The organism is Nocardia sp. NPDC055029, assembly GCF_053608525.1.
This window is the reverse complement of record NZ_JBSGVQ010000005.1, coordinates 21076-47034: the sequence shown is the minus strand read 5'-3', so window position 1 is coordinate 47034 and position 25959 is coordinate 21076. Positions and strand designations below refer to the sequence as shown.

The 25959-nt window shown below is 67.4% G+C and carries 30 protein-coding genes and 1 riboswitch; of the genes, 16 read left to right on the top strand and 14 right to left on the bottom strand.

All coding sequences use genetic code 11. The features are described from left to right. The first annotated feature begins 32 nt into the window (after positions 1–32). The 3 genes from ACWF9G_RS06460 (at position 33) to ACWF9G_RS06450 (ending at position 1500) form a co-directional block, all read left to right on the top strand. Positions 33–251: a hypothetical protein gene (locus ACWF9G_RS06460; RefSeq protein WP_452514110.1), complete on the top strand. Its 219-nt coding sequence runs from the start codon at positions 33–35 to the stop codon at positions 249–251. Positions 252–321: 70 nt separating this feature from the next. Continuing rightward, positions 322–822 (top strand): hypothetical protein, encoded by a 501-nt coding sequence (locus tag ACWF9G_RS06455; protein WP_452514109.1) that lies wholly within the window; start codon positions 322–324, stop codon positions 820–822. Between the two features lie 129 nt (positions 823–951). Then, complete coding sequence (locus tag ACWF9G_RS06450) at positions 952–1500, top strand: hypothetical protein (RefSeq protein WP_452514107.1); 549 nt, start codon at positions 952–954, stop codon at positions 1498–1500. Positions 1501–1543: 43 nt separating this feature from the next. Here the strand turns inward: ACWF9G_RS06450 and ACWF9G_RS06445 are convergent, their stop codons facing one another. Further along, entirely contained in the window at positions 1544–2368 is an 825-nt protein-coding gene (locus tag ACWF9G_RS06445) for an SGNH/GDSL hydrolase family protein (protein WP_452514105.1), read from the bottom strand. Further along, a complete protein-coding gene (locus ACWF9G_RS06440; RefSeq protein ID WP_452514387.1) occupies positions 2365–2778 on the bottom strand; it encodes a nuclear transport factor 2 family protein in 414 nt (137 codons plus the stop codon). The genes ACWF9G_RS06445 and ACWF9G_RS06440 overlap by 4 nt, the downstream gene beginning before the upstream one ends. A 119-nt stretch (positions 2779–2897) precedes the next feature. On the opposite strand from ACWF9G_RS06440, the gene ACWF9G_RS06435 reads away from it, so the two are divergent. The 3 genes from ACWF9G_RS06435 (at position 2898) to ACWF9G_RS06425 (ending at position 5723) form a co-directional block, all read left to right on the top strand. After that, positions 2898–3488 carry a PadR family transcriptional regulator gene (locus ACWF9G_RS06435; RefSeq protein ID WP_452514103.1) on the top strand — a complete coding sequence of 197 codons (591 nt, stop codon included), beginning with the start codon at positions 2898–2900 and terminating at the stop codon, positions 3486–3488. 148 nt (positions 3489–3636) lie between these two features. Further along, positions 3637–5112 (top strand): LVIVD repeat-containing protein, encoded by a 1476-nt coding sequence (locus ACWF9G_RS06430; RefSeq protein WP_452514385.1) that lies wholly within the window; start codon positions 3637–3639, stop codon positions 5110–5112. Continuing rightward, a complete protein-coding gene (locus ACWF9G_RS06425) occupies positions 5109–5723 on the top strand; it encodes a DUF305 domain-containing protein (protein WP_452514102.1) in 615 nt (204 codons plus the stop codon). The genes ACWF9G_RS06430 and ACWF9G_RS06425 overlap by 4 nt, the downstream gene beginning before the upstream one ends. Here ACWF9G_RS06425 and ACWF9G_RS06420 read toward each other — a convergent pair. After that, the gene (locus tag ACWF9G_RS06420) at positions 5714–6316 is read right to left on the bottom strand and encodes a TetR/AcrR family transcriptional regulator (RefSeq protein WP_379302995.1); all 603 of its coding nucleotides are present in this window, start codon (positions 6314–6316) and stop codon (positions 5714–5716) included. The two genes, ACWF9G_RS06425 and ACWF9G_RS06420, sit on opposite strands and share 10 nt — an antisense overlap. 325 nt (positions 6317–6641) lie before the next feature. Between ACWF9G_RS06420 and ACWF9G_RS06415 the strand changes: the two genes are divergently transcribed. Continuing rightward, positions 6642–7019 (top strand): hypothetical protein, encoded by a 378-nt coding sequence (locus tag ACWF9G_RS06415; protein WP_452514100.1) that lies wholly within the window; start codon positions 6642–6644, stop codon positions 7017–7019. Between the two features lie 4 nt (positions 7020–7023). Here ACWF9G_RS06415 and ACWF9G_RS06410 read toward each other — a convergent pair whose 3' ends face one another. The 5 genes from ACWF9G_RS06410 to ACWF9G_RS06390 form a co-directional block, all read right to left on the bottom strand. Continuing rightward, positions 7024–7527, bottom strand: coding sequence for an SRPBCC family protein (locus tag ACWF9G_RS06410; RefSeq protein ID WP_452514098.1), 504 nt, complete (start codon positions 7525–7527; stop codon positions 7024–7026). 40 nt (positions 7528–7567) lie between these two features. Continuing rightward, positions 7568–8614: a fatty acid desaturase family protein gene (locus ACWF9G_RS06405; protein ID WP_452514096.1), complete on the bottom strand. Its 1047-nt coding sequence runs from the start codon at positions 8612–8614 to the stop codon at positions 7568–7570. A gap of 108 nt (positions 8615–8722) precedes the next feature. After that, a complete protein-coding gene (locus tag ACWF9G_RS06400) occupies positions 8723–10033 on the bottom strand; it encodes a DUF1254 domain-containing protein (RefSeq protein ID WP_452514095.1) in 1311 nt (436 codons plus the stop codon). Positions 10034–10125: 92 nt separating this feature from the next. Continuing rightward, positions 10126–11235, bottom strand: coding sequence for an NAD(P)H-dependent amine dehydrogenase family protein (locus ACWF9G_RS06395; RefSeq protein ID WP_452514093.1), 1110 nt, complete (start codon positions 11233–11235; stop codon positions 10126–10128). Between the two features lie 10 nt (positions 11236–11245). Continuing rightward, positions 11246–12037 carry an SDR family oxidoreductase gene (locus tag ACWF9G_RS06390; protein ID WP_452514091.1) on the bottom strand — a complete coding sequence of 264 codons (792 nt, stop codon included), beginning with the start codon at positions 12035–12037 and terminating at the stop codon, positions 11246–11248. A gap of 90 nt (positions 12038–12127) precedes the next feature. Between ACWF9G_RS06390 and ACWF9G_RS06385 the strand changes: the two genes are divergently transcribed. Then, entirely contained in the window at positions 12128–13006 is an 879-nt protein-coding gene (locus tag ACWF9G_RS06385) for a helix-turn-helix domain-containing protein (RefSeq protein ID WP_452514089.1), read from the top strand. Positions 13007–13128: 122 nt separating this feature from the next. Here the strand turns inward: ACWF9G_RS06385 and ACWF9G_RS06380 are convergent, their stop codons facing one another. Next, on the bottom strand, positions 13129–13740 hold the full coding sequence (locus tag ACWF9G_RS06380; protein ID WP_452514088.1) for a TetR/AcrR family transcriptional regulator: 612 nt from the start codon (positions 13738–13740) through the stop codon (positions 13129–13131). Positions 13741–13887: 147 nt separating this feature from the next. On the opposite strand from ACWF9G_RS06380, the gene ACWF9G_RS06375 reads away from it, so the two are divergent. From ACWF9G_RS06375 to ACWF9G_RS06350, 6 genes are read left to right on the top strand one after another with little or no spacing between them, the layout of a single operon-like run. After that, entirely contained in the window at positions 13888–15270 is a 1383-nt protein-coding gene (locus tag ACWF9G_RS06375) for a flavin-containing monooxygenase (RefSeq protein WP_452514086.1), read from the top strand. Positions 15271–15297: 27 nt separating this feature from the next. Next, positions 15298–16542, top strand: a complete 1245-nt coding sequence (locus ACWF9G_RS06370) for an NADH:flavin oxidoreductase/NADH oxidase family protein (RefSeq protein ID WP_452514084.1) — start codon at positions 15298–15300, stop codon at positions 16540–16542. Between the two features lie 16 nt (positions 16543–16558). Continuing rightward, a complete protein-coding gene (locus tag ACWF9G_RS06365; RefSeq protein ID WP_452514082.1) occupies positions 16559–17359 on the top strand; it encodes an SDR family NAD(P)-dependent oxidoreductase in 801 nt (266 codons plus the stop codon). A 2-nt stretch (positions 17360–17361) separates the two neighbouring features. Next, the gene (locus tag ACWF9G_RS06360) at positions 17362–18141 is read left to right on the top strand and encodes an acetoacetate decarboxylase family protein (RefSeq protein ID WP_452514080.1); all 780 of its coding nucleotides are present in this window, start codon (positions 17362–17364) and stop codon (positions 18139–18141) included. A 37-nt stretch (positions 18142–18178) separates the two neighbouring features. Further along, on the top strand, positions 18179–19303 hold the full coding sequence (locus ACWF9G_RS06355) for a hypothetical protein (protein WP_452514078.1): 1125 nt from the start codon (positions 18179–18181) through the stop codon (positions 19301–19303). Positions 19304–19318: 15 nt separating this feature from the next. Next, positions 19319–20563: a cytochrome P450 gene (locus ACWF9G_RS06350; protein WP_452514076.1), complete on the top strand. Its 1245-nt coding sequence runs from the start codon at positions 19319–19321 to the stop codon at positions 20561–20563. A 189-nt stretch (positions 20564–20752) separates the two neighbouring features. On the opposite strand, the gene ACWF9G_RS06345 is transcribed toward ACWF9G_RS06350, so the two are convergent. The 3 genes from ACWF9G_RS06345 to ACWF9G_RS06335 all read right to left on the bottom strand — a co-directional run bounded on the left by ACWF9G_RS06345 (position 20753) and on the right by ACWF9G_RS06335 (position 22959). Then, positions 20753–21067, bottom strand: a complete 315-nt coding sequence (locus ACWF9G_RS06345) for a DMT family transporter (protein WP_379302971.1) — start codon at positions 21065–21067, stop codon at positions 20753–20755. An 11-nt stretch (positions 21068–21078) separates the two neighbouring features. Next, positions 21079–21145, bottom strand: a riboswitch (guanidine-III (ykkC-III) riboswitch). A gap of 62 nt (positions 21146–21207) precedes the next feature. Next, positions 21208–21903, bottom strand: coding sequence for an LmeA family phospholipid-binding protein (locus ACWF9G_RS06340; protein WP_452514073.1), 696 nt, complete (start codon positions 21901–21903; stop codon positions 21208–21210). Positions 21904–21930: 27 nt separating this feature from the next. Beyond that, positions 21931–22959, bottom strand: a complete 1029-nt coding sequence (locus ACWF9G_RS06335; protein ID WP_452514071.1) for a helix-turn-helix transcriptional regulator — start codon at positions 22957–22959, stop codon at positions 21931–21933. Between ACWF9G_RS06335 and ACWF9G_RS06330 the strand changes: the two genes are divergently transcribed. Both ACWF9G_RS06330 and ACWF9G_RS06325 read left to right on the top strand, forming a co-directional pair. Continuing rightward, positions 22943–23863: an SDR family NAD(P)-dependent oxidoreductase gene (locus tag ACWF9G_RS06330; RefSeq protein WP_452514069.1), complete on the top strand. Its 921-nt coding sequence runs from the start codon at positions 22943–22945 to the stop codon at positions 23861–23863. The two genes, ACWF9G_RS06335 and ACWF9G_RS06330, sit on opposite strands and share 17 nt — an antisense overlap. A gap of 127 nt (positions 23864–23990) precedes the next feature. Beyond that, positions 23991–24287, top strand: coding sequence for a hypothetical protein (locus ACWF9G_RS06325; RefSeq protein ID WP_379302963.1), 297 nt, complete (start codon positions 23991–23993; stop codon positions 24285–24287). A gap of 59 nt (positions 24288–24346) precedes the next feature. On the opposite strand, the gene ACWF9G_RS06320 is transcribed toward ACWF9G_RS06325, so the two are convergent. Together ACWF9G_RS06320 and ACWF9G_RS06315 are read right to left on the bottom strand one after the other, a co-directional pair. After that, on the bottom strand, positions 24347–24715 hold the full coding sequence (locus tag ACWF9G_RS06320; RefSeq protein ID WP_452514067.1) for a hypothetical protein: 369 nt from the start codon (positions 24713–24715) through the stop codon (positions 24347–24349). An 83-nt stretch (positions 24716–24798) separates the two neighbouring features. After that, positions 24799–25929: a serine hydrolase domain-containing protein gene (locus tag ACWF9G_RS06315; protein WP_452514065.1), complete on the bottom strand. Its 1131-nt coding sequence runs from the start codon at positions 25927–25929 to the stop codon at positions 24799–24801. Between the last annotated feature and the right edge of the window lie 30 nt (positions 25930–25959).

Below are 25959 nucleotides of genomic sequence, written 5' to 3'. Positions count from 1 at the left end.
ACGCCCGTCGACCGGATTCGAAGGAGAACTCCGTGAACGTTGTCAGGACCACAGCGGCGAAGGTGGCCATCGCCGGAGGTGTCGCCGCTGCACTGATCGGACTCGGCGCCGGAGCCGCCGGTGCACAGCCGCACGACAGCCCCGACCAGGGGCGTCCGGGCCCCGCTCAGCAGCACAACCCCGGCCCGAACCAAGGACCACAGCAGCACGGCTTCTGGTTCTTCGACCGCTGGGTGCCGGTGCCCTGGTGACCGGACCGGCCGTTCACCGACCACGGTGAACGGCCGCTCCATCGATGCCGCTTGGCTATCATCGGCGAGTGTGCAGCTACAGGTGAACGACGTCTACGGCGGAGTGGTGGGTACGGTGCTCACCAGCGTCATGCTGGCGGCCGTTCCGGCGGACCAGACGCCGATGTATGCGGCAGCGTGGATCGTGGCGAGTGTGGCCATCGCCGCGGTCACGCGCAGCTACGGCCAGCATGTGTCCACGCACCAGGCCGGGTCGAGGTCGGGGTTCTTGGTCGATCTCGGTCGCACCATGCTCACCGGCATACCGATGGTCATCGCGTGCGTGCCGACGCTGATCGTGCTGTTGCTCGCGCATTTCGCGGGGTGGAGCGACGACGTCTTCCATTCCGACGGTTCGGTGACTCCCGGCTACACCACGATGGCGCTGGGACTCAACGCTGCGATCCTGTTCTGCTGGGGCATGGTGGCGGCACGGGTCGGCGGATACTCCCGATGGGGTGCCTGCGGGGTCGGCATCGTCAACACCACCCTCGGACTGGTGGTCGTCGTACTCAACGTCATCCTCAATTAGCCCATTCGGCGACGTCTGCTTCCCCCGTGTGGGCAATAGTGGCACCCCCGATGTGGTCGGCGCAGTATCGAGGTGCCGACGAGATCTCGGGTTGGGTCCGCTGTCAGTGCGCTGTGCTGAAATTGCTGTATGACAACAACTTCCGTCATCGAATTCGACGTCGTCGCCACTACCGGCAGTGGGTGGGTCGCGTTGTGGGATGCGGCGTCCTTCGCCCATGTGACCGATCAGGCCGGCTGGGAGATGGAGCTGATCGAACCGGACGAGGCGGGGCATCTGTCGGGTGGTCATCTCGTTCCGCTGAACATCCTGTGCGACGGTCGCTACGGAGTGCGCGTGCGATGCGGTGCGGAGTTTGCCCCGGTGTTGGACGAGCGGGAAGCCGCCTATCGGAAGTTGGAATCGGAGCCGTACCTGTTCCGGTCGACCGGGACCGTGCACGTGACGGGAGCGGAGTTCATCGGCACCTACGAGGATGAGGAGCCGCCGCAGGCGTTCATCCTGCCCGCAGGGGAGTACACCGTGAATGTGCACCTGCTGGATTGGGAACAGGAGCCCGGCATGGTCCTGCCCGACGGCGCGGCGGCGCCGGACGCACTGCCCGACTTCGTCGTCCTCGTCGGTCCGAAGACCGGCGAGCAGTTCCGGCGGGATGAGGTAACCTTCGACGACATCTGACCGAACGGGCGGAGCCGGACGAGGCTGCGGAGATCGACACTCCCTACCGCGGCGAGGCCGACGCACGGGAATCGGCCCTTTCCTCGAGACGGGCCAGCTCAGGTCGCTTGGCGACACGACCGTCGCCGGAGGAGCGTCCGGTCAGTCGGCGAAGCAGCCATGGGCCGAGAAAGGTTGCCAGCCACCGTAACTCGGTGCCGACCAGTGCTGCTGGATGCGGCTGCGGCAGTGGTGGGGACAGTGGTGTGGTCCAGCTGTCGTCGGATCCGGGCAGCCACAGTGCCTCGGCCAGTGCATCGGCGATGCGCTGGTGCCCCAATGGGCTGGCATGTAGCCGGTCCGAGGACCACAGGCGCGGATCGGTGACTACCGCGTGATCACAGGTTTCTGCCACGACCACGCCATGGCGTGCGGCGGCCTCCCGGATCACCGCGTTGAGCGCGACGGTGCGTGCGGCGACGGGCCGGGCCAGGGGCGTGATGCGGGTGATATCGGGAAAGGTCAGCGTCGCCACCGTCGCACCGTGGCCGGTCAAAGCCTCGAACATCGCCTCGAGATGCTGACCCACCGCATCGGCGTCGAAACCTGGCCGCAGCAGATCGTTCACGCCGGCGATCACGGTGGCGACGTCGGGGCGCAGCGCCACAGCGGCATCGAGCTGTTCCTGGCGAACCTGGCTGGCGAGTTTGCCGCGTACGGCCAGATTGGCGTAGAGCAGAGACGGGTTCGCTCTGGCCATCGACGTCGCGAGCCGGTCGGCCAGCCCGATCACACCGGTTCGGTCGTCGCCGTCGCCGACACCTTCACTCTGGCTGTCGCCCAACGCGACATACCGTGCGAAGACGGGCGCGCTGTGCGGGTCGCTCATGCCGAGGTCTTGCCTTCGATAGCCTCCCGCGCCTCCTGCTGGATCCGCGGGTACTCCTGGGCCATCCGGGCGGCGAGCGCCTGGGCCGCAGAAAGCGGTCGCACCATCACCATGAACGCATCGATCTTGCCGTCGGCGTCGAAGTGCAGGAAATCGCAGCCCGACAGCTGTAGCCCGTCCACGGTGGCCTCGAACACCAGTGCATGGTCGCGACCGTCGGCAGCGGCGATCTCCCGCACGTACCGGAAGTTCTCGAAGACCCGCAACACCGCCCGCAGGATTGCCGCCGTCACTGCCTTGCCCGGGTACGGCGCGAAGGCGACGGGACTGGTGAACACCACATTGTCGGCCAGCAACGCTTCCATAGCGTCCGGGTCCCGGGCCTCCACCGCGGTTCGGAAAGGATGCACCATGCCTCCTAGGCAAATAATTGACTAATTTCCGTCGAGGCTAGCGGTGAACCACCGCGAGTGTCCAGGGGCAGACAACTACTCAAATTGAATAGTCTCGATCCTGCTAGGGTGGCCGGATGGCGTTACGACACGCGGTGCTCGCCGCTCTTCTCGAGGGGGAAGCCTCCGGCTACGACCTGGCCAAGGAGTTCGATGCCTCGGTGGCGAACTTCTGGATGTCGACCCCGCAACAGCTGTACAAAGAGCTCGAGCGCATGACGGCGGAGGGCCTGATCGATGCGCGGGTGGTCGAGCAGGAGAAGCGCCCGAACAAGCGGCTGCACTCCATCACCGATGCCGGCCGAGATGCGTTGCACGCCTTTATCGCCGATCCCACCAGGCCCACGGTCATCCGCGACGAGATGCTGGTGAAGGTGCAGGGGATGGAGTCCGGCGACGAGTCGGCCGTCGAGGCTGTCCTCATCGAGCGCCTTGGCTGGGCACAGGCCAAACTCGCTCGATATGAGCGGCTCCGCGTGCGCCTGCTCGACGGCCGAAGCGAACATGCCTATCTGAGCGAGGCCGAGCGGGTCGGCTCCTACCTGACCCTGCTGCGCGGAATCTCCTTCGAGCAGGAGAACATCCGCTGGTCCGAGTTCAGCCTGACCGCCATCCGGCAGCGTCGAGCGTCGGCGGCGAACAGTCCGGCCGCCGACCCGCAGCCTTGACAACCTGCTCGATCGCGCTGAGCTGACCATGCCAAGTCGCTGACTTGGAACTTTGGCTGTTTCAGTCCGCAGGGATATCGCCACGTCGTAGCCTCGGTGCGTGAAATGTGCGGTGCTGGTCCGATGCGGGGTTGTCGCGCTGGTCGTGATGGCGACCGGTGGGTTGCCGAGTCCAGCTTCGGCCGATCCGGTCGCGCAGTTCCTGGAGATCGAGCGGACCGCCGTTGCCCGTGCGCAGTGTGGGGAAGGGTCGCTGCCGGAGACCGGCGTGCAGGGCGAGGTTCCGCTGGCCGACCGCAACAGTGGTCGCAGCCAGCAGGGGTATCGCTGCAATCTGACGCTGGTCGGCCGGTATCAGGGCCAGGGGGCAGGCATCGTCAGCCCGACCTACGGGTACTGCTCCTACACCGGGTCCAACTGGCCGATGGGTTTCCTCTCCGACCATCCCGGGGTCCAAGTGCTCGATGCTTCCGATCCGGCGAATCCGAGACTGTCGACCACCCTGACCGAACCGGCGATGCAGGGCGGCACGTGGGAATCGTTGAAGGTGAACCACGAACGTGGGTTGCTCGCCGCGACCGGTGTCGGAATCGGGTACGGCGCCGGCTATTTCTCCATCTACGACATCTCCGAGGATTGCGCGCACCCGCGACTGCTCAACAGCGGGCCCGGTTCGCAGCTGACGATGCCGCTGCCGATCACCACGCACGAGGGTGGATTCTCACCCGACGGCCGAACCTATTGGGCGGCAGGCACTCTGCCGCCCGGATTGCTGCACGCGATCGATGTCGGCGACCCGAGCAATCCGCGCGTGATCTGGACTGGATCGACAGGTCTGTCCAATCACGGGTTCGGCATCAGCCCCGACGGAAACCGCATGTACGTGTCGACGCTGGCCGGTATCACGGTGCTCGACATCAGTGCCGTGCAACGCCGCGACCCGAATCCTGTTGTGCCGCACATCTCCCAGCGGTTCTGGCTCGACGGACAATTCACCCAGCACACGATTCCGATCACCAAGGACGGCGAGCCGTTCATCCTGACCGTCGACGAGGCGGGCTCGGGCGGGGTCAAGATCATGGACATCGCCGACGAACGAGATATTCGCCTGGTCGACACCATCAAGCTCGAGATCAATCTGCCCGAGAACGCCGACCGGTGGGCGCAATCGGCGCAGGGGGAGGGCCTGTTCGGGTACGACGCGCACTATTGTTCGGTGGATCGGGCCGAAGATCCCACCACGCTCGCATGCGGCTGGATTCAGTCCGGCATCAGGGTTTTCGATATTCGTGACCTGCGCGATGTCCGCGAGATCGCCTACTACAACCCGCCAGGGCAGGTCGGCAAGAAGCAGCAGCTGGTCAATTCCCTGCACGCCGACACCCACCCGATCCTGATGGCGCCACCACTGACCGGAACCATCGCCGTCGGTCGTGCGCTGCTCGAAGGTGCCATCTCGGCGGGCGATCTCACCAGCGACCGAGCGAAACTCATCGGCGCCGATCTGTCGGCGGACTGGTGCTTCTCGCCACCGGAGTTCCACGGTTCACAACTGTGGGTCAGCTGCATGGACAACGGATTCATGGTGCTCGACCTGAACGAATCGGTGTACCCGCCGCGATGACACGGACAACGGTATCGGCTGTCGCCCTTGTTCTTTCGATGCTACTCGGCGTCGGCGTCGGCGCGCTGTGGTCGCCGTGTTCGGAGAAGCCTGCGGCCACGGTACTCACGCCGACGGAGATCGGATTCGCCCAGGACATGGCCGCCCACCATGAACAGGCGATCGTGCTGTGCGACGCGGTGACCACCGGCGTCGATCCGTCAATCACCGCGATGTGCGGGCAGATCCGGACCACCCAACTGAACGAGATCGGTGTACTGCGCGGCTGGCTGCACCTGCTTGACCAGCCGCAGGCAGCCACGGTACCGATGGCGTGGATGAGCGGTCACCAGCACGGGCCGAATGCGCTGATGCCGGGGATGGCGACCTGGGCCGAGGTCGACGAACTGCGCAGATTGCCGGATCCGCGCGCCGCCGAGGTTCGCCTGCTGCAGTTGATGATTCGCCATCATCGCGGCGGGATCGAGATGGCCAACTATGCCGCGCTGCACGCCTCGTCGATGTCGGTGATCCAGGTCGCCGGGCAGATGGCCAACGAGCAGAGCGGCGAGTTGTCGGCGATGTCGGTGCTGCTGGCCCGCCGCGACGGTCAGGCGCTGCCCTATCCGTGAGTGCCGGGCCCGGCCGAGATCGCGGCGAGCAGTAGCGTTCGCGCCTGCGGCCAGCCGACGACACTGGCCGAGGCGATCGGCAGCGGCGCCATGACGACCAGGCCCCGCATCGTGGCCACGCACGTCAGGATCCAGTCGGCGAAGTCGGGTCGGGTAGCCAGGTCGGGCAGCGCCTGCTCGGCCATCGCGATGGCCAGCGCGTGCGCGGTGTCGACTCCCGCGGCGATGTGCTCGCGCAATTCGGCATCGGTGCGCGCGGCGAGGAGCAATTCGGTGATGACGTGGGCGATCGGGAGATTGTGGATCTCCCACAGCATGTCGAGCGCTTCTTCGCACCGCTGCGGCCCGGCGTCGGGTAGCGCGCGCATTCTTTCCTGCGCCTGCTCGGACAACCCTACCGCGAGCTGCAACAGCGCGGCCTCCACCAGCGCGGTCTTGGTGGGGAAATGATGCTGCAGTGCCCCTTGGCTCACGCCGGCCCTGCGCGCGACCGCGCGGGCGGAAGTGCCCGCGTACCCGCATTCCTCCAGGGTCGCCACGGTCGCGTCGAGGATCGCCTCGCGCGCCACCGTGTGCTTGGCCGCGCGGGTCACCGCAGCCGCTCCGGAACGATCTCCATCCCGTGAGCATAGGTAATCCCACACAACGTATGAGCGGCTCATTTCCGATACGCGGACGATATGTGGCCAACTGGGCCTGGTGGACCCCAGCGAATTTACTCTGCACAGTCGCGATTCCACTGGGTGCAGGACTACTCGTACTTCCGGTAGCCGAAGGTGGTCACATCGAGGTCGAATCTGCTGTTTCGAAACCAGCAGTTGCTCGCTGCGTTGGTGCGGATTCGACTGCACACCAACGCTGTACGAGCTGCGTCACACTTCGAAACTGACAGACGGCTGGACCCGTATCGTCAGTGCGATGAACGGGTATCTGCTGGCCGCGGGCCTGACCTCGGCGGTGGTGTCGGCGATCCACATCGTCGCCGGGCACGTCGATCCGGTGCGGCCGCTGCTGGCCAGCTCGCTGGCCGATGTCCCGAAGCGAACCATGCACGCGGTGTGGCACATGGTGAGCGTGGACCTCGTCGCCACCGCGGCGACGCTGCTCGCGCTGGCGTGGTGGGAGCCGGCGGGGACCGAGCTGGTCGCGATGCTGACCGCGGCTCGATTTGCCGCCTACACGGTCGTTTTCCTGGTGATCGCGTCGCGCCTGCCAGGCCGCGCGCCGTTGTTGCGCCTTCCTCAGTGGATCCTGCTGGCGCCGGTGGCGATTCTGGCCGGGCTCGGGGGTTGGTGAACGGTCATGGAGTCGATTCGAGCTGCTGTTTGAGATTGCGCAGGGTGCGGTGGATGTTCTTGCGCTGGAACTCCACAAAGGTGTCGCCACCGGTGGCGACCCGGTCGAAGACCTGCACCACCGCATTCGGCCACCGCCCGCGATCGTCGTGCCAGGTCTCGGTGACCCGGGTACCGCCGTTCTGCGGCGCGAATCGGTACTCCCAGGTGGCGATCCCGCCGCGCAGCCACGGCCGCCGGACACCGATCGCCTCGACCCGGAACGCGAACCGCTGCCCCGGATCCGCCGCGATCACCACGCAGCGAGTCACCCAGCGCGCGGCGCCCCGCTTGTTGAACCCCTCGAATTCCATTCCGACATACGTGGACTCGCGCTCCTGCGTGACCTTCGCGCCGCGGTTCTCCGGACTCCACCGTCCCATCAGGGTCGGATCGCTGACCTGGCGGTAGACCGACGCCGGGTCGGCGGCGATGTCGATGCTGTCGGATACCGTCATGATGCGACTCATGGACTCGAACCTACCGGCAACCTCACCTGAGCCCGGCGCGTCAGCGGGTGCGCAGGGGAGCGCCGACGTGATGCAGGTGTTTCAGCGCCTCGCGGTACGAGGAGATCAGTCCGGTTTCGTGGTAGGGCACGCCGATTTCGGCGCAGTAGTCGCGGACGATCGGCTGGGCGCGGCGCAGGTTCGGTGTCGGCATACTCGGGAACAGATGGTGTTCGATCTGGTAGTTGAGCCCGCCGAGGGCGAGGTCGATCAACCCGCCGCCCCGGACGTTGCGGGAGGTCAGTACCTGGCGGCGGAGGTAGTCGGGGCGGTCGTTGCCGGTCAAGGTCGGCATGCCCTTGTGGTTCGGGGCGAAGATGCAGCCCATGTAGAGGCCGAAGAGGCCCTGGTGGACAGCGAAGAACGCGAGGGCCTTGTCGGCGGGCAGCACCGCGAACAGCGCGGCCAGGTAGACGGCGAAGTGGCCCAACAGCAGCGCGCCTTCCCATCCGCGGTGTTTGACCGACCGATTTCCGAGCGCTCGCACGCCGGCCACATGGAGGTTCAGGCCCTCCAGCAGGAGGAGGGGGAAGAACAGGAACGCCTGTGCCCTCCCGATGAGGCGAGGCAGACCGCGGCTCGACCGTGCCTGCTGCTGTGACCAGACCAGAATGTCGGGCGCGACATCGGGGTCGAGTTCCTCGTGGTTCGGGTTGGCGTGATGCCGGGTGTGCTTGTCCTGCCACCAGCCGTAGCCGAGGCCGATGCCTGCGTTGCCGACGAGTCGCCCTACGAGCTCCGTCGGCTGCCGTAGCCGGAAGACCTGGCGGTGGGCGACATCATGCATGACGAGTGCGATCTGAGCGAACGTCACGGCCATGAACCCGGCGACCAGCAGCGTCCACCACGAATCGCCGACAAGCACGAACGCCGCCCAGCCCGCCACGAACGCGACCCCGGCGAGGCTGAGCCGGACGGCGTAATAGCCGGGCCGCCGGTTCATCAGCCCCGCATCGGAAATCCGGCGCAACAGACGGGCGTAATCACCGTCGGCCCCGCGCCGCGGTGAGGGTGGAGATGACTCGGGGACCAGAGCAGATGTCGTCATGACTCCGAAGCTAACGACGAGAATCTCGTTGCTCGTAATCCCTTGGTAGGGTATGGAATCACACTGTGGAGTGAGGCCGGACGTCCCCTGCGGTTGTGGGTGCCCGCGTCAGCGTGCCTTGCGAACCGGAGGCGGGGCCCAGGTTCCGTCGAGAGCTTCGGCGCGCGGAGCGTACAGGCGCATGGTGATACCGACCGGGCCGCTGGGCGCCGGTAGCCAGTTCGATTCGTGGTCAGGCCCCGGGTTCTTGCGGGAGACGTAGATGTCGAGCGATCCGTCCGGATTGTGCTGCAAGGAATCTCGGTCGCCGAGAGCGAATCGGTCGAGTTCGTTGGGGATCTGGAACCCCTCGGCGTCGTACATGGTGATCGACCAGAATGCCGCTGCTGGTGGCAGTTTGCCCGCGTCGAAGTGGATCACGTAGTCGGTGTCGCCGACGAGTGGGTCGCCGTCGGCGTCGGTGACCAGCAGCGGATAGATCGCGTCTTCGGGCGGGTTGGCGCCCAGACCCGCCAGCGTGATGGCGGACCGCTTGACGTAGTCGTTGCCGTAGACGCCGATCGTGCCGAGCACGCTGACCCACCCGTTGACCGGCGCGGCCAGTGTGGTCGGCGACGCGGCCACTGCGGCCCGCGCCGCCGTGACACCTGCTTCGATCGCTTCGAGGTCCGCGGGGGAGAAGCGGGTCTCGTCGAAGTCCTGGCCGGGTGTGATGCCCAGCAGTGCGATGCGCGCGAGCTGGGAGAAGTCGGTGCTGTGCGGCGGGTCGACCTTCAACGCCGCGGCGGCGCGGCCGAAGAACTCCGTCGCCGACATCGCGTTGACCTGCCGCAGCGGTTCGGTCTCGGTGACCAGGGCGGGATCCGGCTGAAACGGCGCCGGGTCGGCCAGTTCGGTGATCTGCAGACCGTCCTGGAACGCGTTGACCGCCGCGTAGTCGGCGGGCCCGTTGGTTTGGGTTCGGCCGATCATCCAGGCGTGGGGGGTGGGGGCATGAATCACCGGGACTCCGGCAGGCAGGTCGCCGCTGTATCCGGGCCCCACGACGATGAAGTCTTGTTCGGCGGTGCCGGTCGTCCGTTTGCCCGGGTTGGCGAACACATCGGTCCATGCGTCCAGGATCGGGAGCATGAAATACCGGTCACCGCTGTCGGGAACGTGGACGCGGACGGGACCGCGAGTCAGATCAAGCCACGCCGAGGAATACAGCGTGTCGAAATTCGGCCGCACGACCGCGCGAAAGTCGGCATCCGGGAACTCGCGGATGTGGTGGAACCGGTTCGGAGGTCCGAAAGCCGGGGTGGAGCCGACCGGTGAGTTCGTCTGCTGCTGACGGGTGACATCCATCGTCACCAGCGAGTACAGGTAGATATACGCTTCGTAGCTCAGAGTTTGCAGATCGCAGGACAGTACGCTCACGACGCCTCCGCTGTGGATCGCTCCTGTCGGGATTCAGCTGCTTTCCGAAGGTATCAGGGATGTGTAACGACGCGGTGACGTGGAGTTGCTGTTCAATTCCCCAGGCGAGAATCTCCTCCGCGAGATCTGGCCGGGTCCGCCAGTCCGGCGCCGGTGACGAGGGGAAGGTCGAGCGTCGTTCGGATGCCCGGCGGGGCGGCGACGACGGCGGGGATGGCGTTGACCAGACGCATGGCGGTGCCGACGAGGCTGGCGTGGTTGTGGTCGCCGTGGTCGCTGAACATGGCCAGGTCCAGGGTGTAGTGCGGTTCGCCGGTGATCTCGACGCGATAGGACCCACCGGTGCGGGCCGGCTGTGGCCAGTCGGGGGCGAGGTCGGCACGCAGGCGGGTGACGTGCTCGAGCACGGTCACGGCCCGCTCGCCGACCATGCCCCGCACTTCGAAACGCAGGGCAGCCGCGGTGCCCGCGGCGATGGTGCCCGACTCGATGTCGAATGCCTCCGGCGCGGGCAGTCGCTCGAAACTCTGCGTGACACTGTCGAGTTCGAGGTCGAGTCCGGCCGCGAGCTGGCGCACCACGCTGCCCCACGCCAGCGACAACACCCCGGGTTGCAACAGCAGGGGAGTCTCGTGCATCGGCCGGCCGAAGCCCATGATGTCGAACATGACCGCCGGATTGTCGTAGGTCGAGTAGTCGACGATCTCGAGGCAGCGCACTTGCTCGACGTAACGGCAGGTGCCCAGCAATGCCAGCGGCAACAGATCATTGGCGAAACCGGGATCGATGCCGTTGACGAACAGCGATGAATTGCCCTGCGCTGCGGCTTGTTCCACCGGTTCGAGAAGATTCGCGGGAAGGACCTCCCACGGATACTGGAGGAACACCGGTGCGCTGGCCACCACATTGATACCGGCGGCGAGCAGCGTGCGCAGATCTTCCAGCGCCTCCAGCAGCCGGTTGTCGGTCATGGCGGTATAGACGACGCAGTCCGGACGCAGCGCCAGGATCTGCGCGGCATCGGTGGTGGCGTGCACGCCGGTCGGCGTGGATGTTCCGGCGAGTTCGGCGGCGTCGCGGCCGGCTTTGGCAGGCCCGGAGACGTGCACGCCGACCAGGTCGAACCGAGGATCGGCCAGCACCCCCGCCAGCGCATGCCGACCGACATTGCCTGTGCCCCAATGCACTACGCGGTGAACCATGGTGTCGTCCTCACAGATCGGGAAGGGGGATGGCGAGATTGGGCGCGATGAGCCCACCGTCGACCTCGAGCACCTTCCCGGTGAGGAAAGCACCCGCGGGGGAGGCGAGAAACAGCGCGGCCGCGGCGATATCGGTCGGCTCGCCGAGGCGCTGCAGCGGGGTCGCCCGCTCCATCTCGGCGCGCATCTGCGCATTGCCCGCGACGATGTCCAGCGCCGAGGTCAGGATCGAGCCCGGCGCGATGGCATTGACCCGGATGCGTGGGCTCAGATCCATCGCGGCACTGCGGGTGTAATGCGCCAGGGCGGCCTTGGCGGTGGCGTACGCGGCGAACGCGCGCCCCGGCAGCCTCCCCATCGTCGAGGTGATGTTGATGATCGATCCGCTGCCCGTGGTCGCGAGCATCTTCGGCACCGCGGCCCGCACCAGGGCGTGCGCTGTCCCGACGTTGAAGGCGAAAGCCTCGGCGAGGTCGTCGGGGGAGGTGTCGAGCAACGGCCTCGGCAGCGCCCCACCCACGTTGTTGACGACGATGTCCAGGCGGCCGAACCGCTCGACCGCGGCCTCGGCCAGCGCGGTGACCGCGTCCTGATCGGCGAGGTCGGCCACCACGACGAGCGCCTGCCTGCCGGTCGCCTCCACCTGCTCGGCGACCTGCCGCAGATCGGCTTCGGTGCGCGCGGCGATCACCACGTCGGCGCCCGCCTCGGCGAAACCGAGGGCGATCGCGGCGCCGAGGCCGCGTCCCGCCCCGGTGACGACAGCTACCCGGTCGTCGAGCCGGAAGTGGTCGAGAATCATGATCACCCCTTCGTGTCGAATATTCGACTAATATGTGGCGAATAGTCGAAGCAGTGTAGGGCGGGTCGCACCCGCGGACAAGGGGGTGTCATGCCGGAATCCGCGTCGCCACCAACTCGCCGCGTCATCGAGGTGATGGAGCTGCTGGCCCGGAGCGACCGAGCGCTGACCGCCTCGGAAATCGCGGCAAGGCTCTCGCTCGCTCGCGCGACGATTACCGCCGTACTCACCGAACTCACCGAGGCGGGCTGGGTGCACCGCGATCGCGATCGCCGTTTCGGCCCCGGCCCCGCCCTCGCCGCGCTGTCCTCCGCCGGCCCCGAGATCCCGAATGCGACGGTGAGCGCCGAGCTGAAGGCACTGGCGATGGCGGCGGGGTGCGGCGTGACACTGAGCCGAATCACCGACGGCAGGCTTACCGTGGTGGCCAAGGAGTATGCGCTGGGCGCGCGCATCGTCCCCGGACTCGCTGTGGGGCAGTCCATTCCGCTGGCCTATCCGGCGGGTGCCGCGGTGATGCCGTGGCGGGGCGAGCCCGAACGCAGCGCGTGGCTGGCGACGGCGACCGGTCCGGCACGGCGGAGCGCTCCCGCGCTGCTGCGGTTCGTCACCACCCACGGCTGCGCGGTGTTCCGCCCGGACTCCGACGACGCGGGCCTGGTGGACGTGCTCGCGGAGCTGCTCGGTGCGGTCGGGGCCGAGGTGGTCCAGCCGGAACTACGCGCTCGGGTACTTCGCCAGCTGGCGCGTCTCACCGCGCGCCCCTATCGCGAAGCCGACCTCGCCGGCGAGAAGCCGCTGCCGGTCAGCTACCTGTCGGCACCGGTGTTCGACAGCTCCGAGGCGCCCTACGAGGTCCAGATCGGTCCGCTGCGCTCCGCGGTCAGCCACACCGACCGTGCGCAGTATGTCGAAACCATCAGAAAGGGCGCGGAGGCGGTTTCGCTGGCCTACGAGCGGCGCGGGTAACGACTGTACGCGCGCGGCGAGAAGGGGCCCGGTGTTGAGACCGGCGTCTGTTGCGCGGTCGGTCCGCGGAATCTGTGGTCAGTCGGTCCGATGGTCTGCTGCTGGTACCGGTGCCTGCTGGTTCAGGTCGCTGATCGGGGTGCTTTTGGGTCGCGGAAGGCCGGGAGAGCGGGAATGAGAGTGTTGGCGTAGTCGCGAATCCGTTGTGGCGGGAAGGCGTCTGGGTCGGCCAGGACCAGGCGTCCCGCTTCCCAGAACAGCGCGTAGAGGGTGCGGGCGGTGAGTTCGACATCGAGGGTCGGTAGCCGTTCGGGTGGGCACGATTCCCGCACGAAGGTGGCGAGCGCGGCGATGAAGGCCTGGCGCCCCCGCTCGAGTCGACCGCGGAAGGTGGGGGTGCTGGCGTCCGCGATGAGGAAGATGGCGCGCCAGCGATCGGGTGCGGCCTGCACGGCGGTGAGGAAATGTTCGAGACTCTCCGATGTCGCCTCGGTCGGGCTCCCGGCGCCGGCGAGCGGCACAGCCTTGGCCATCTGTGCCAGTGCCGCGGTTTCCTCCCGATCGAGTGAGGCGCGCAGCAACTGGTCGGAATCGTCGAACAATCCGTAGACGACGGGGCGGCTGACGTCGGCCTCCTTGGCGACGGTGTCGATGGACACCTTGTGTACGCCCTGCTCGACGATGACGCGCAGGACCGCGTCGAGTAGTTGTTCGCGCCGCTGTTCGGGTGCCATTCGCGGTGCGTAGGCGCGGTTTCGCCGTTCGGCCATTGTCGCGGTCCACCTCTTTCGTTTCTGGGGCCTGCTTGACATCCGGCAGCGCCGCCGCCAATACTACACTCACTGTAGCTACAGTGTGTGTAGCTTTTACTGGAGGTGGAAATGGCGCGGCGATACTGCATCATCGGGGCCGGTTACACCGGGTTGGCGGTGGCGAAGGCCTACACGGATCTGGGTTTGGACTACGACCATGTCGAGGCCACGGCGGCGATCGGGGGCAACTGGTCGCACGGGGTGTACGACTCCACGTACCTGATCAGTTCCAAGGGCGTCACCGAATACCCGGACTACCCGATGCCGGAGGACTACCCGGACTTCCCCAGCGCGGCGCAGATGCGTGAGTACCTGCGCGGCTTCGCGGCCGAGTTCGGAGTGGACCACCGCATCGAGTTCGACACCCTGGTGACCGATGTCGCGCCGCTCGACGATACGGGCCTGGCCGGCTGGCGGGTCGAATTCGCCGACGGCACGGTGCGCGAGTACGACGGTGTCGTGGTCGCCAACGGCCATTACTGGGATGTCAACATCCCGTCCTATCCGGGTGAATTCACCGGCACACAGATCCACTCCAAGAACTACAAGCGCCCCGCCGACCTCGACGGCCCGCGCGTGCTCGTGGTCGGCGCGGGCAACTCCGGCTGCGATCTGACTGTCGAGGCCGCGGTGACCTTCGGCAATGCCGAGATCTCGCTGCGCCGCAGCTACTGGTTCATCCCGAAATACGTCCTGGGGATTCCGAGCGGAAACTTCGATGTCGGTTCGGTGCCGGTGCCGCGGCTGGTGCAGGAAGCCATTTTCCGGTCGCTCGTCACCATCGGCATGGGCAGGTACGAGAGCTTCGGACTGGCCAAGCCCGAGCACCGGATCTTCGACCAGGATCTCGTGGTCAACCAGCAGCTCCCGTATTTCCTCAAGCACGGCCGGATCACCGTCCGGCCGGAAATCGCGCGCTTCGACGGTCGCACCGTGCATTTCACCGACGGCACCAGCGGCACCTACGACACCATCGTCTGGGCGACGGGGTTCAAGACCACCTTCCCGTTCTTGCGCGACGGCCTGCTCGAATGGCAGAACGGGCAGCCACGACTGGTGTCGCACACCTTCGCGCCCGGCCTGGCGAACCTGTACTTCGCCGGACTGGTCGCGCCGCGCTCGGGCGCGGGCATGCTGCTGATGAACAGCTCGCGGCTACTCGCCGAAGCCGCGCTGCTCCAGCAGCGGTTGCGCACGCCGGTGGGCGATCTCTATGCGCGCGTCAGCGAGCCGTCCGCCGAGATCCTCGCGGGTGGACCGGAATTGCGCTGGGAGGTGTTGCGTGGCCGATGGCTGGTGCGCGCGCTGGCCCAGCTGCTGACGGTGCGAGCCCTGCTGCCGGGTTCCGCCGAGCTCACCCGGGCGGCACCGCGGCCGACCGCGCCCTCCGAGATCGCGCACGGGCGTCGCCTGCTGCGCCCGATCCGTGCCGCCGCTCGTCTCATCGCCTGACCCCTTTCGCCACACCAGGAGTTCGCCATGCCACCCAAGAATCGGTCGCCCCGTATCGTCACCGTCGGCAGTCCATTGACGCTGCCGTGCGGGGTGACCCTGCCCAACCGGATCGCCAAGGCCGCCATGAGTGAACAGCTCGGTGAGGTCACCGGCGCCCCCAGCCAGACGTTGACCCGGCTCTACAGCGCCTGGGGGCGCGGCGGCGCGGGTCTGCTCATCACCGGCAATGTGATGATCGACCGCCGCGCCTACGTCGAGCCGCGCAACGTGACCCTCGAGGACGAGCGCCACCTCGAGGCCGTCGGCAACTGGGCGCGCGCGGGATCCCGCGAAGGTTCGGTCATGGTCATGCAGATCAACCACCCCGGACGGGTCGCGGTCGGACCACTGCACCGACGCCCGGTCGGACCGTCGGCGCTGCGGCCGCAGGCGCTCGGCTTCAACCTGCGCAAGCCGCGGGCGCTGAGCCTCGACGACATCGCCGATCTGCGCCGCCGCTACACGCGCACCGCCGAACTCGCAGTGGCAGCGGGCTTTTCCGGCGTGCAGGTGCACGCCGCCCACGGATATCTGCTGTCGCAGTTCCTCTCGCCTGTCGCAAACCAGCGTTCCGATCGTTACGGCGGCAGTCCCGAGAACCGTCGTCGGCTGCTGCTGGAAGTCGTGGCCGACGTGCGACAGGCGATCGGTCCCGGTGCCATCGTCTCGGTGAAGCTCAACTCCGCCGACTTCCAGCGCGGGGGACTGACCGAAGCGGAATCCGTCGATGTCGCCCTCGCGCTCGAACAGACCGGAGTCGACCTGCTGGAGATCTCCGGCGGCAACTACGAAGCTCCCGCCATGACCGGCGTCGTGCAGGACAGCGCCAGGGAGCGCGAAGCGTACTTCCTGCGCTACGCGCGAGAACTGCGGGCCCGCTCGGCGATACCACTCATGCTCACCGGCGGCGTCCGCACCCGTGCCTTCGTCGACGAGGTGCTCTCCGACGGCGCGGTCGATGTCATCGGGATGGGCCGCCCGTTCGCCGTGCGGCCCGACATCGCGGCGGAACTGCTGGCAGGGGCCAGGGAACCGCAGAGCCTGCCCACCGCACCGCGCATCCCCCTCGCGGCCGCCACTCCGGTCAATTCCTACCTCCAGCTCGCCTGGCACGCGGCGAACTTCCGGCGCATCGCGGCGGGCGACAAACAGGTGACCGGACTAGGGGCGGTGCGCACCCTGGCCGCCGCGGGCACCACCGTGACCGCGCGCGCACTCACTCAGTTCTGACTTTCGAGGAGAACCCATGTCGCTACCCACCCCCACTTCGAGTACCAGGGCCGTCATCACCGGAGCGTCGTCCGGTATCGGTGCCGCGCTCGCCGAAGGTCTCGCCCAGCGCGGATATTCGCTGATCCTGGTGGCGCGCCGCGAGGACCGGCTGCGCGAGCTGGCCGACCGGCTCGACAGTCGCTACGGCATCGAATCCGAGATCCGCACCGTCGACCTGGCCGCGCGCGGCGAACGCGCGAAGCTGTGCGACGAGCTGGCGGGGCGTGACATCGCCGTGCTCTGCAACAACGCGGGCTTCGCCACCTACGGGGAACTCGCCGCCGCGGATCCGGCGCGCGAACGCAGGCAGGTGGAACTGAACACCGTTGCGGTGCACGACCTCACACTCGCTGTGCTGCCCGGCATGGTGGCGCGCCGCGCGGGCGCGATCCTGATCACCGGCTCGACAGCGGGCAATCAGCCGGGCCCCAACAATGCCACCTATGCCGCCTCCAAGGCGTTCGCCAACACGTTGGCCGAGTCCCTGCACGGTGAGCTGGCCGGTTCCGGGGTGCAGTGCACGCTGCTCGCGCCCGGGCCGGTGCGCACCGAATACGCCGAGGTCGCCGAAGTTCCCGAGCTCGACCGCTTGGTCCCCGGTCCGCTGTGGGTGAGCGCGGAACAGGCTGCGGCGCAAGCGATCGCGGGTATGGATGCGGGTCGGCGGCGGGTGGTGCCCGGTCTGTTCGCGAAAGTGCAAACCGTCGGCGGTCAGTACACCCCGCGTGCGCTCGTCGGACCGCTGCTGCGCGCGGTCTACCGAAAGGTCAAGTAGCCATGGGCTGGGAACCTGCCATCCGCACTGTCGGACGCTCCCTGAGCACCGACCTGCGTCGCGTGCTCGCGATGGGTGACCCGCGCCGGAGCCTCTACCGGGACGCCCACTACTTCAGCGCGACCGTCGAGATCGATCCGGATCGGATGCGACAGTGGCTGCCCGCCGGCGTCCGGTTGACCGAACCCGCGCGCGCGGACCTGTTCACCGCGTTCTTCCCCGACAACAACTTCGATTCGCAGGGCTACCACGAGGCCGGGCTGTTCGTCCACGTCAGAACCGTGCAGGGCACCGGAATCCACTGTCCCTGGATGATTCTCGACGACGATGTGGCCTTGATCATCGGCCGGGAACTGCTCGGCTACCCGAAGAAGCTGGGCGAGATCGACTGGACCGTCACCGACACCGAGATCCGTGCTGAGGCCACCCGCCGTGGGCACAAGCTGCTCAGCATGAGCGGCAGGCTCGGCCCGACCCTGACCGATCCACCGCCGATCCTTGGCCGCCCGCACCGCAATGTGGTCGGCCTGGCCGGTGTCTTCCCGTCCTGGCTGGTGGGTTTCACCCCGCGCGAGCGTGTTGTCGAGGTCCGCCGGATCGACGACTTCCAGCTGACAGTCCACGGCTCAGAACGTGATCCGCTGGACCAGATGGGCATCGGCCGCGTGATCGAGGCCCGGCTGCACCGGGTCGACCTGCTGGGAGTCTGGGTACCCCCGATTCCGATCCGGCCACTCACACCGCTGTTCGCGGCCGGCCGTCTGCGGCCACGGACCCTGTGATCGCCGCGCCTCCGACCATTGCCGCCAGGAGCCTGCCATGAGCATCGCCGACCGGCTCGCCACCGAGCCCCTCGCCATCCCCCGACCGGCCACCACCGCGCCGTTCACCCGTATCGACACATTCGACAAAGCGCTGACCGCGCCCGGCGGTTTCGGGCCACGGCTTCGCGCCGCGCGCACCGCCGCACTGGCCTTTCGTCGGGAGTTCGCCGCCACCGGCCGCCCCGACTCGGTGCGCACCTGCGACCTGATCTCCCTGCCGTATCCCACCCGCTACGGACTCTTCCGGGCGGCCGTGAGCCCGGCGCCGTTCCTCACCATCAGCAACCGCATGCTGATCGTGCGCTGGACCGACACCGACGGCACCCGCCGCACCCTGCTGTTCGAACCCAGTGATCACGAACTCGATTCCTACACACCCTATTTCGCCGAACTCCAGCGGTACACGCCCGGGCCGGTGCGCAACCTGTTCGTCACCGAGCACTCCGACGTGCTCACCGCCTGCCACCGCGCCGGAATCGATCCGGCCGAGGTCGACTATCTCGCCTTCGACCACCTGCACACCCAAGACGTCCGGCGATGGCTGGGCACCACGCGTCCCCAGCCAGACATCAGCCCGAACGCGCCGGTGGTGGCGGCGTTCCCGAACGCCAAGCTCCTCGCGCAGCGGGACGAACTGGAAGCGATGGCGGATCTGCACCCCTACCAGCGGCCCTGGTATCAGCCCACCACCTTCGTCGACCTACCGCCGGCGAAGATCGTGCCGCTGGACGGCAGCGTCCTGCTCGGACCCGGCGTCGCGCTGCTGTCCACGCCCGGACACGCCATGGGCAACCAGTCGCTGGTGCTCAATACCGACACCGGGATCTGGGCGATCAGCGAGAACGCGATCGCCACCGAATGCCTCACCCCGGAGAACTCCCGCATCCCTGGTCTGGCACGGACGGCGAAGTCCTGGGGACACGAGGTCGTGCTCAACGCGAACACCATCGAGACCACCTACGAGCAATACAACTCGATGGTCATCGAGAAGACCATCGTGGATGTGTCGCAGCAGGACTCGCGGTTTCTGCAGTTCTTCCCCTCCAGTGAACTGACCGGTGCGCTGCTCAATCCCGGCACGGCACCCACGTTCAGCCACCGTGCGATTCGGCACGACTGAGCCAAGGCGGACATCATGACCACCACCGCAGGCTCCGGCTTCTTCGCTCGACTACTCGATCCGGCGCAGCGCAGCGACCCATATCCGCTCTATGCCGACATGCGTGCCCACGGGCCGACCCGACTCGGCCGGACACCTGTCGTGGTGCTGTCCTCCTATCGGGACTGCGTGACCGTGCTCCGGCACAGGGCGGCGAGCGTGGAACGCCACCACGCCTCGATTCCGCTGGGGCCCACTCCCGTTCACGACCTCGCCGGGGAGCACGCCGGTGCCCTCGCCGGCACCGCCTCGATGCTGTTCCGGGACGCGCCCGATCACACCCGGTTGCGTCGCCTGGTCGCCAAGGCGTTCACCCCCGCCGTGGTGCGCACCCTCGAACCGCGCATCACCGAGATCGCCGATGCCGCCCTCGACCGCGCGGCCGAGCGCGGACACCTCGACATCGTCGCCGATCTCGCCTACCCACTGCCGATCACGGTCATCTGCGAACTGCTCGGGGTCCCACTCGACGACGAACCGCAGTTGCGGCAGTGGTCGACGCTGCTGGCGCGCAGCCTCGATCCGATCTCGGCGACCGTCACCGCCGACCGCCCCGATCCCGCGCGACTTGTCGGCGCGAGCAACGAAATCCACGACTACTTCGAACAACTCGTCCGCCGTCGCACCCGGTCAGGCGAGGATCTTGTGTCCGCGCTGATCGCGGCGGAGGAATCCGGCGACTCGCTCACCCACGACGAACTCATCTCGACCTGCGTACTGCTGCTCATCGCCGGGCACGAAACAACAGTCAACCTCATCGCCAACACCCTCCTGGCCCTGCTGCGCCATCGCCACTATCTCGCCATCCTCGGCGTCGCCGCGCCGTTCGCCACCGCGGTGATCGAAGAGAGCCTGCGCTACGACCCGCCGGTGCAACTGGTACCCCGGATCGCCCGCGAACCCATCGAACTGCCCGGAATCGAGCTGGCGGCAGGTGATCTCGCGATCATGCTCATCGCCGCGGCCAACCACGACCCCGAGATCTTCACCGACCCCACCCGGTTCGACCCGGCCCGCGCCGATCGCCACCTCGCCTTCGGCCTCGGCCAGCACTTCTGCCTCGGCGCACCCTTGGCCCGCCTGGAAGCCTCCGTCGCGATCACCCGATTCGCCCGCCGCGTCCACAACCCACGCCTCGTCGTTGACCCGCCGCTCTACCGAGACCACATCACGCTTCGCGGCCCCGCGACCATGCCGGTCACCTTCACCGCTATTGCCTGATCCGCCGCCCCGGCATTCGGCAACCAGCCGCGGCGCTGACCTCGACCCAGCATCCGAAAGCGGTGAGGACCGGCGAAGATCCACCGCGCCGAACGAATTCGGCGGTCCGCAGCTGGGACGCCTCCGGCCACGGGTCGGCCCGGGATCCGTTCATGACCTCCTGTGCGGCGGCGCCGAGGCGGCAAAAGGTCAGTGCGCGAGTTTGAGTCCGACGACGCCGGAGACGATCATGGTCAGGAACACGATCTTCAGTACCGCGACCGGCTCGTCACCGGTGGCCATGGCGTAGGCCACGGTGAGGACCGCCCCGATCCCGACCCAGACCGCGTAGGCGGTGCCGATGGGGAGTTCCCGCATCGCGAAGGCCAGGCCGGCCATACTGGCCGCCAGGGCGGTGAAGAACACCACCGATGGCCCGAGCCGGGTGAAGCCTTCGGTCTTGCCCAGGGCGGTGGCCCACACGGCTTCCAGGAATCCGGAGACCACGAGCAGAATCCACGACATGACAAGCCCTCCTCGGGCCGTCTTGTCGCACTCCGGGTACGGCACCCCTCGTCCGGAAGCCCTCTTCCCGGGCTCGATTTCACTGTGGCACGCCGGCTACCGGGCGGCAAGCGATGGTGCCCGACCTCACCACCCGGTCGTCACGGCAGGTCGGCGAAGCGCACGTCGTCGGCTACGGCGGTCGCATGGAGGCCGTCGGCGCCCGGCTGGATGGCCGTCAAGCGTGCACCGAGCGGCAGCCGCTGCAGCGGCACGACGAAGGTCAGGGTCCGGCGCAGCATCGTCAGCGAGAGTGTCGGCCCGCCGACCGCGGACTGGACCGAGACCGGCGTGACCTCGATGCCCTCGTCGGTCGGCGCGACGGTGACGAAGACTGTCGCGGGCACCGACATCCCGGCCACCGGGAATGTTCCGGTGACGCGCAGCCCGTCCGGGCTGTCGGAGATCGATTCCACGCCCGAGGGCGCGAAGCCCCGCACGACGTCGTAGGGAACGACGGCCGTCGCCGTCGCGGTGGCCGCGACCAGGTTCGAGGTGCGGTTGCCGAGCACGTCGCTCAGCGGCGCGGACACGTCGGTCAGCACGACATCGAGGTGGTGGACGGAGATATTCTCCCCAGTCCAGTCGCCCACCCGGATATCGATCTCCGGATAGACGCCGTCGGCGGCCTGGGTCAGAAAAGGAAACCCGCGGATATCGACATCCGGCCGGTGCGGAAGGTTGTACTCGGCCGCGACCTTGCGGCCGATCTCGTTCTGCACCAACACGACTGCGACCCGATCGCCGCCGATCAGCGCGATCACCGACACGACGATCAGTATCAGCACTGCGCGCATACACTCACCCTCTCGACCATCCCACCATCATGCTGTGCCCACGGACCCGGTATGCACAGCTCGGCCGCCTGTCACACGGAGCAGTTCGAGTTTGCCCGCGTCGGGGGATGTGGCGGCGGCGGTGTAGGTCACCATGTACAGGTCGGCGCCCGGCACCAGGAGCACGTCGCAGTCGAGCAGAAGTTCTCCCACTTCGGGGTGGATGATCGTCTTCCGATCGGTCACGTGTTGTGCTGTGGTCGCCGTCGCCCAGAGGTGAGCGAAGCCTGGCGAACCTTCTCGCAGGTCCTGGACCAGCCGGTTCAGGCGCGCGTCGGTGGGATAGCGGGTCAGCGCGTCTTTCAGGTCCGCCACGATCGACGCCGCGAACGCCTCGTCTCCGCGCTCGGAACGAATCGGCCGCATCGCCGCACGCGCGGCGCCGTGGCCGAAGAGCGCGAGCGCGAGATTTCGTTCCGGTGCCGGGATCACGGCGGGATCGCCGTGCAGAGCTGTCCACATGCTGTTCCACCACACGAGGGACCAGTCGGCGGTGAACACGCCGATCGGGATGTCACCGAGGCGAGTGGTGAGTCGTTGGATACCGGCGGGAACGTGGTCGCTGATGGTCCCGTCCTGCGGCGGTAGCTGTCCCGCACTGCGATAGAGCTGATCGCGCTCGGCGCGGGACAGTTGCAGAGCCCGGGCGAGCGCCGCGACGACCTGAGGTGAGGGGTTGACGGCGCGACCCTGCTCCAGACGCAGCAGATAGTCGACCGACAGCGACGCCAACTGGGCGAGCTCCTCGCGCCGCAGCCCGGGGGCGCGACGGCTCCCGGTGACGGCGAAGCCCGCGTCGAGCGGTGACAGACGGTCGCGCCAGGTGCGCAGAAGCTCGCCGAATCCGGGACGGGCGGAAACCATGGAGCCATTCTCGCCGCGCGGCACCCGACGAGCCTGGGTACTGCCGGTCCTGGTGTCGGTCACGGCACTGGTTCGACCGATCGCGGGCGGCGAATGTCGATGACGACATGAGTAGTAATCCAGTCGAGGAGGTTTTATGCGCACCATCGTCATGACCGGCGCGAGTCGCGGCATCGGGCGGATCGCCGCCGAGCGCGTCCTGCGACGTTCGCCCGATGTGCACCTCGTTGTCGTCGCCCGAGGTTCATCGGGACCCGAGTTGTCGGCAGCGCTGCGTGCGGACGGGTATGAGGTGTCCTCCGTCTCGGCCGATCTCGGTTCGCTCGCGAGCGTCCGGACCGCGGCGATCGAGATCTGCGATCGGCTCGCCGCCGGCGATCTTCCACCGCTGTGCGGCTTCGTCGGCAACGCAGGTATTCAGTACACGAACGCGCAGACCACAGGCCCCGAAGGGCTCGAGGCGACGTTCACAGTCAACGTGTTGGCCAACCACCTTTTCGTCCGGCTGCTGGGGGAGCGCTGCACCGCGCCTGGTCGCATCGTCATCACCGTGAGCGACACCCACTTCGGCGATTTCCGGCACAACATGGGCATGGTTCCAGGCCCGGCCTGGCAATCTCCGGATGCGCTGGCCCGCATCGGCGCTTTCCGGGAGCCGCACACCACAGCCGCTGGGCGTACCGCGTATTCGACAAGCAAACTCGCCGCGATCTATCTGGTGCACGAATACGCCCGTCGGCTGCCCGCCGGGATCGATGTCGTCGCGTACAACCCGGGATTCGTCCCCGGCACCGACCTTGCCCGCGACGCTGACCCCGCTTCCCGGTTCGCGATGCGGCACATCCTGCCGATCATGACGCTGACCCCGTTGGCCACCAGCCGCAGGGCCGCGGGGCGATACCTCGCGGATGTCGTGCTCGGTGATATCGCGGCGCCCACCGGGTCGTACGTCGACCGCGGCCAGGTGGCCCGGTCATCCGCGGAATCCTATGACCGGCAGCGCGAAGCCGAAATATGGGAGGCAGGCGAAGGTTTCCTCGCGGCATACGACGCCTGAAGCGACAATCCCGCGATCCAGCCCGCTGGTTACCTTCGGCCAGAGTGGTTATGTCCGGTGTAACGGGCCCTCGCGGGCTCGATCGACTACAGGGACGAGAGTGACCATGCTTGTGCGAAGAACAGTCGTGACGACAGCGTTGATTGTCGCCGTGCTCGGTGGGTCTGCGGGCTGCGCCGAGGTGGAGAAGGCGGTCAACAAGGGTGGTGACACCCGGTGTAGTGAGTACACCGCCCAGGACTCGGCCAAAAAGCACACGACGGTGACCAAGTTCCTCGAAGAAGAGCGCGGCGACGACGCACCGATCGACCAGAACACCGTCGATCTGGCGGTCGCGGCCATCAACCTTATGTGCAGCGCCCAGGCGAATCCGGATACGCCGATCCGGGAGGCGGATCTGTCCGGAGTGCTGGTGCCGAAGTAGGGCGCGAACTCACCGGGGACGTGCCTGCGCCCGCCCGCTCTGGCTGTGTGCGTCGGCGTTCAGGTTGAATCCGGTGACTGGCCTGACTTCGTGTCCGGGTCGACCTTGTCGGCGCGTTCCCACTCCTTGTCCAGGTCGGCTCGCGAATCGGCCGCGTCGTTGCGATGCACGTTCGCCTGCTGGGCGAGCTGCTCGGCCTGCGCGGCTTTGGCGTCGGCTTCGGCCTCGGCCGCGCGGCTCTTGGCGGCGATCTCCTCCGCCCGCGCCTCGCGCTGACCGATTTCGACTTCCTGTTCCGCCGCCCGGTCACGGATGCTCGCTGCTTCGGTCCGGTGGTGTTCACGCTGCCTGCGCATCAACAGCCACGCGCCGACGAGCACAACGACTACCGCGACGACGATGATCACGATCACACTGGTGGTGCTCATCCTTTTTCTCCTCGCACCCCTCTCCAATCCTAACGCCGCTCGACCACCATCGAGCTGGGCAGATAGCCACCGGCTGGGGATGCTCACCCGCACAGCGCGTGGGTGAGCATGGCGTGGATATCCACGGTCGTGGGTGTACCGGTGTAGGAGATGGTGACCGCGCGCCCGGCCGTGCCCGCACCGGAGAGGGCGGAGAAGCCGTGGACGCCGCCGACATGGCCCACAAATTTCGCGCCACACGGTAGTTGCGTGTACGCGATGCCGAGCCCGTAGGAGATGCCGTCTCCGTTGCCCATGTCGGATCCGTCGAGCATCTGCTGCAACTGGGTCAGCGGCACCACCTGCCCGGCCAGCAGCGCGGCATAGAACCGGTTAAGGTCCGCGCCTGTACTGACCAGCGCGCCCGATGTCCACGGCAGCGACGGCTCCATGCGCGTCGCCTCGGCGACGGTGCCGTCTTCGGTGGCGTACCCGGTCAGATGCGGATCGCGCAGACCGGTTTCACCGGTGGCAGGCAGGTAGGTGTCCGACAGACCCAGCGGAGTGAGAATGCGATCGCGCAGCTCATCGGCATAACTGCGCCCGGTCACCGCCTCGATCAGCATTCCGGCGACGATGTAATTGATGTTGGTGTAGCTGAACTGGGTGCCGGGGGCGAACCGCGCGGGATAGTGCAGCGCGAGCGCGATCTCCTGCGCGGGGGTGAAGGTGCGGCCGTCCACTGCCGCGGCGTGTTCGCTCGTTTCCCGGGACGGGGTGGGGTCGGGCAGTCCGCTGCGATGACCCAGGACCTGGCGGACGGTGATGACATTCCCGTCCACGCCCGCACCGGCGAGAAGACCGGGCAGATATCTCCCGATCGGCTGGTCCAGGTCGATCCGGTGTTCGGACACCAATTGCAGCGCGATCGCGGCGGTGAAGGATTTGGTGATGCTTCCGACCCGGACATGTTCGGGACGATCGGCCGGGATCGGGGTCTGCGCGGCGATATCGGCGAGACCGGCGGCCACGACGGTGCTGTCGCCGTTGTCGGTGAGCGTTGCCAGAGCCCCGACAGCGCCGGAGCGGATCAGCGCGTCGAGATCGGCGCGCACCGCGTCCGCGCGGGCGGCAGTGACCGACGGCGCGGAAGCGGGCTCGGCCGTGCTGGTCGTGCAGGCAGTCAGGAACATCACCGCAGTGCAGACCGGGAGAACGAAACTTCGTAGACGCATGCTCCGACGGTAGAAACCAGTGTCCCGCAA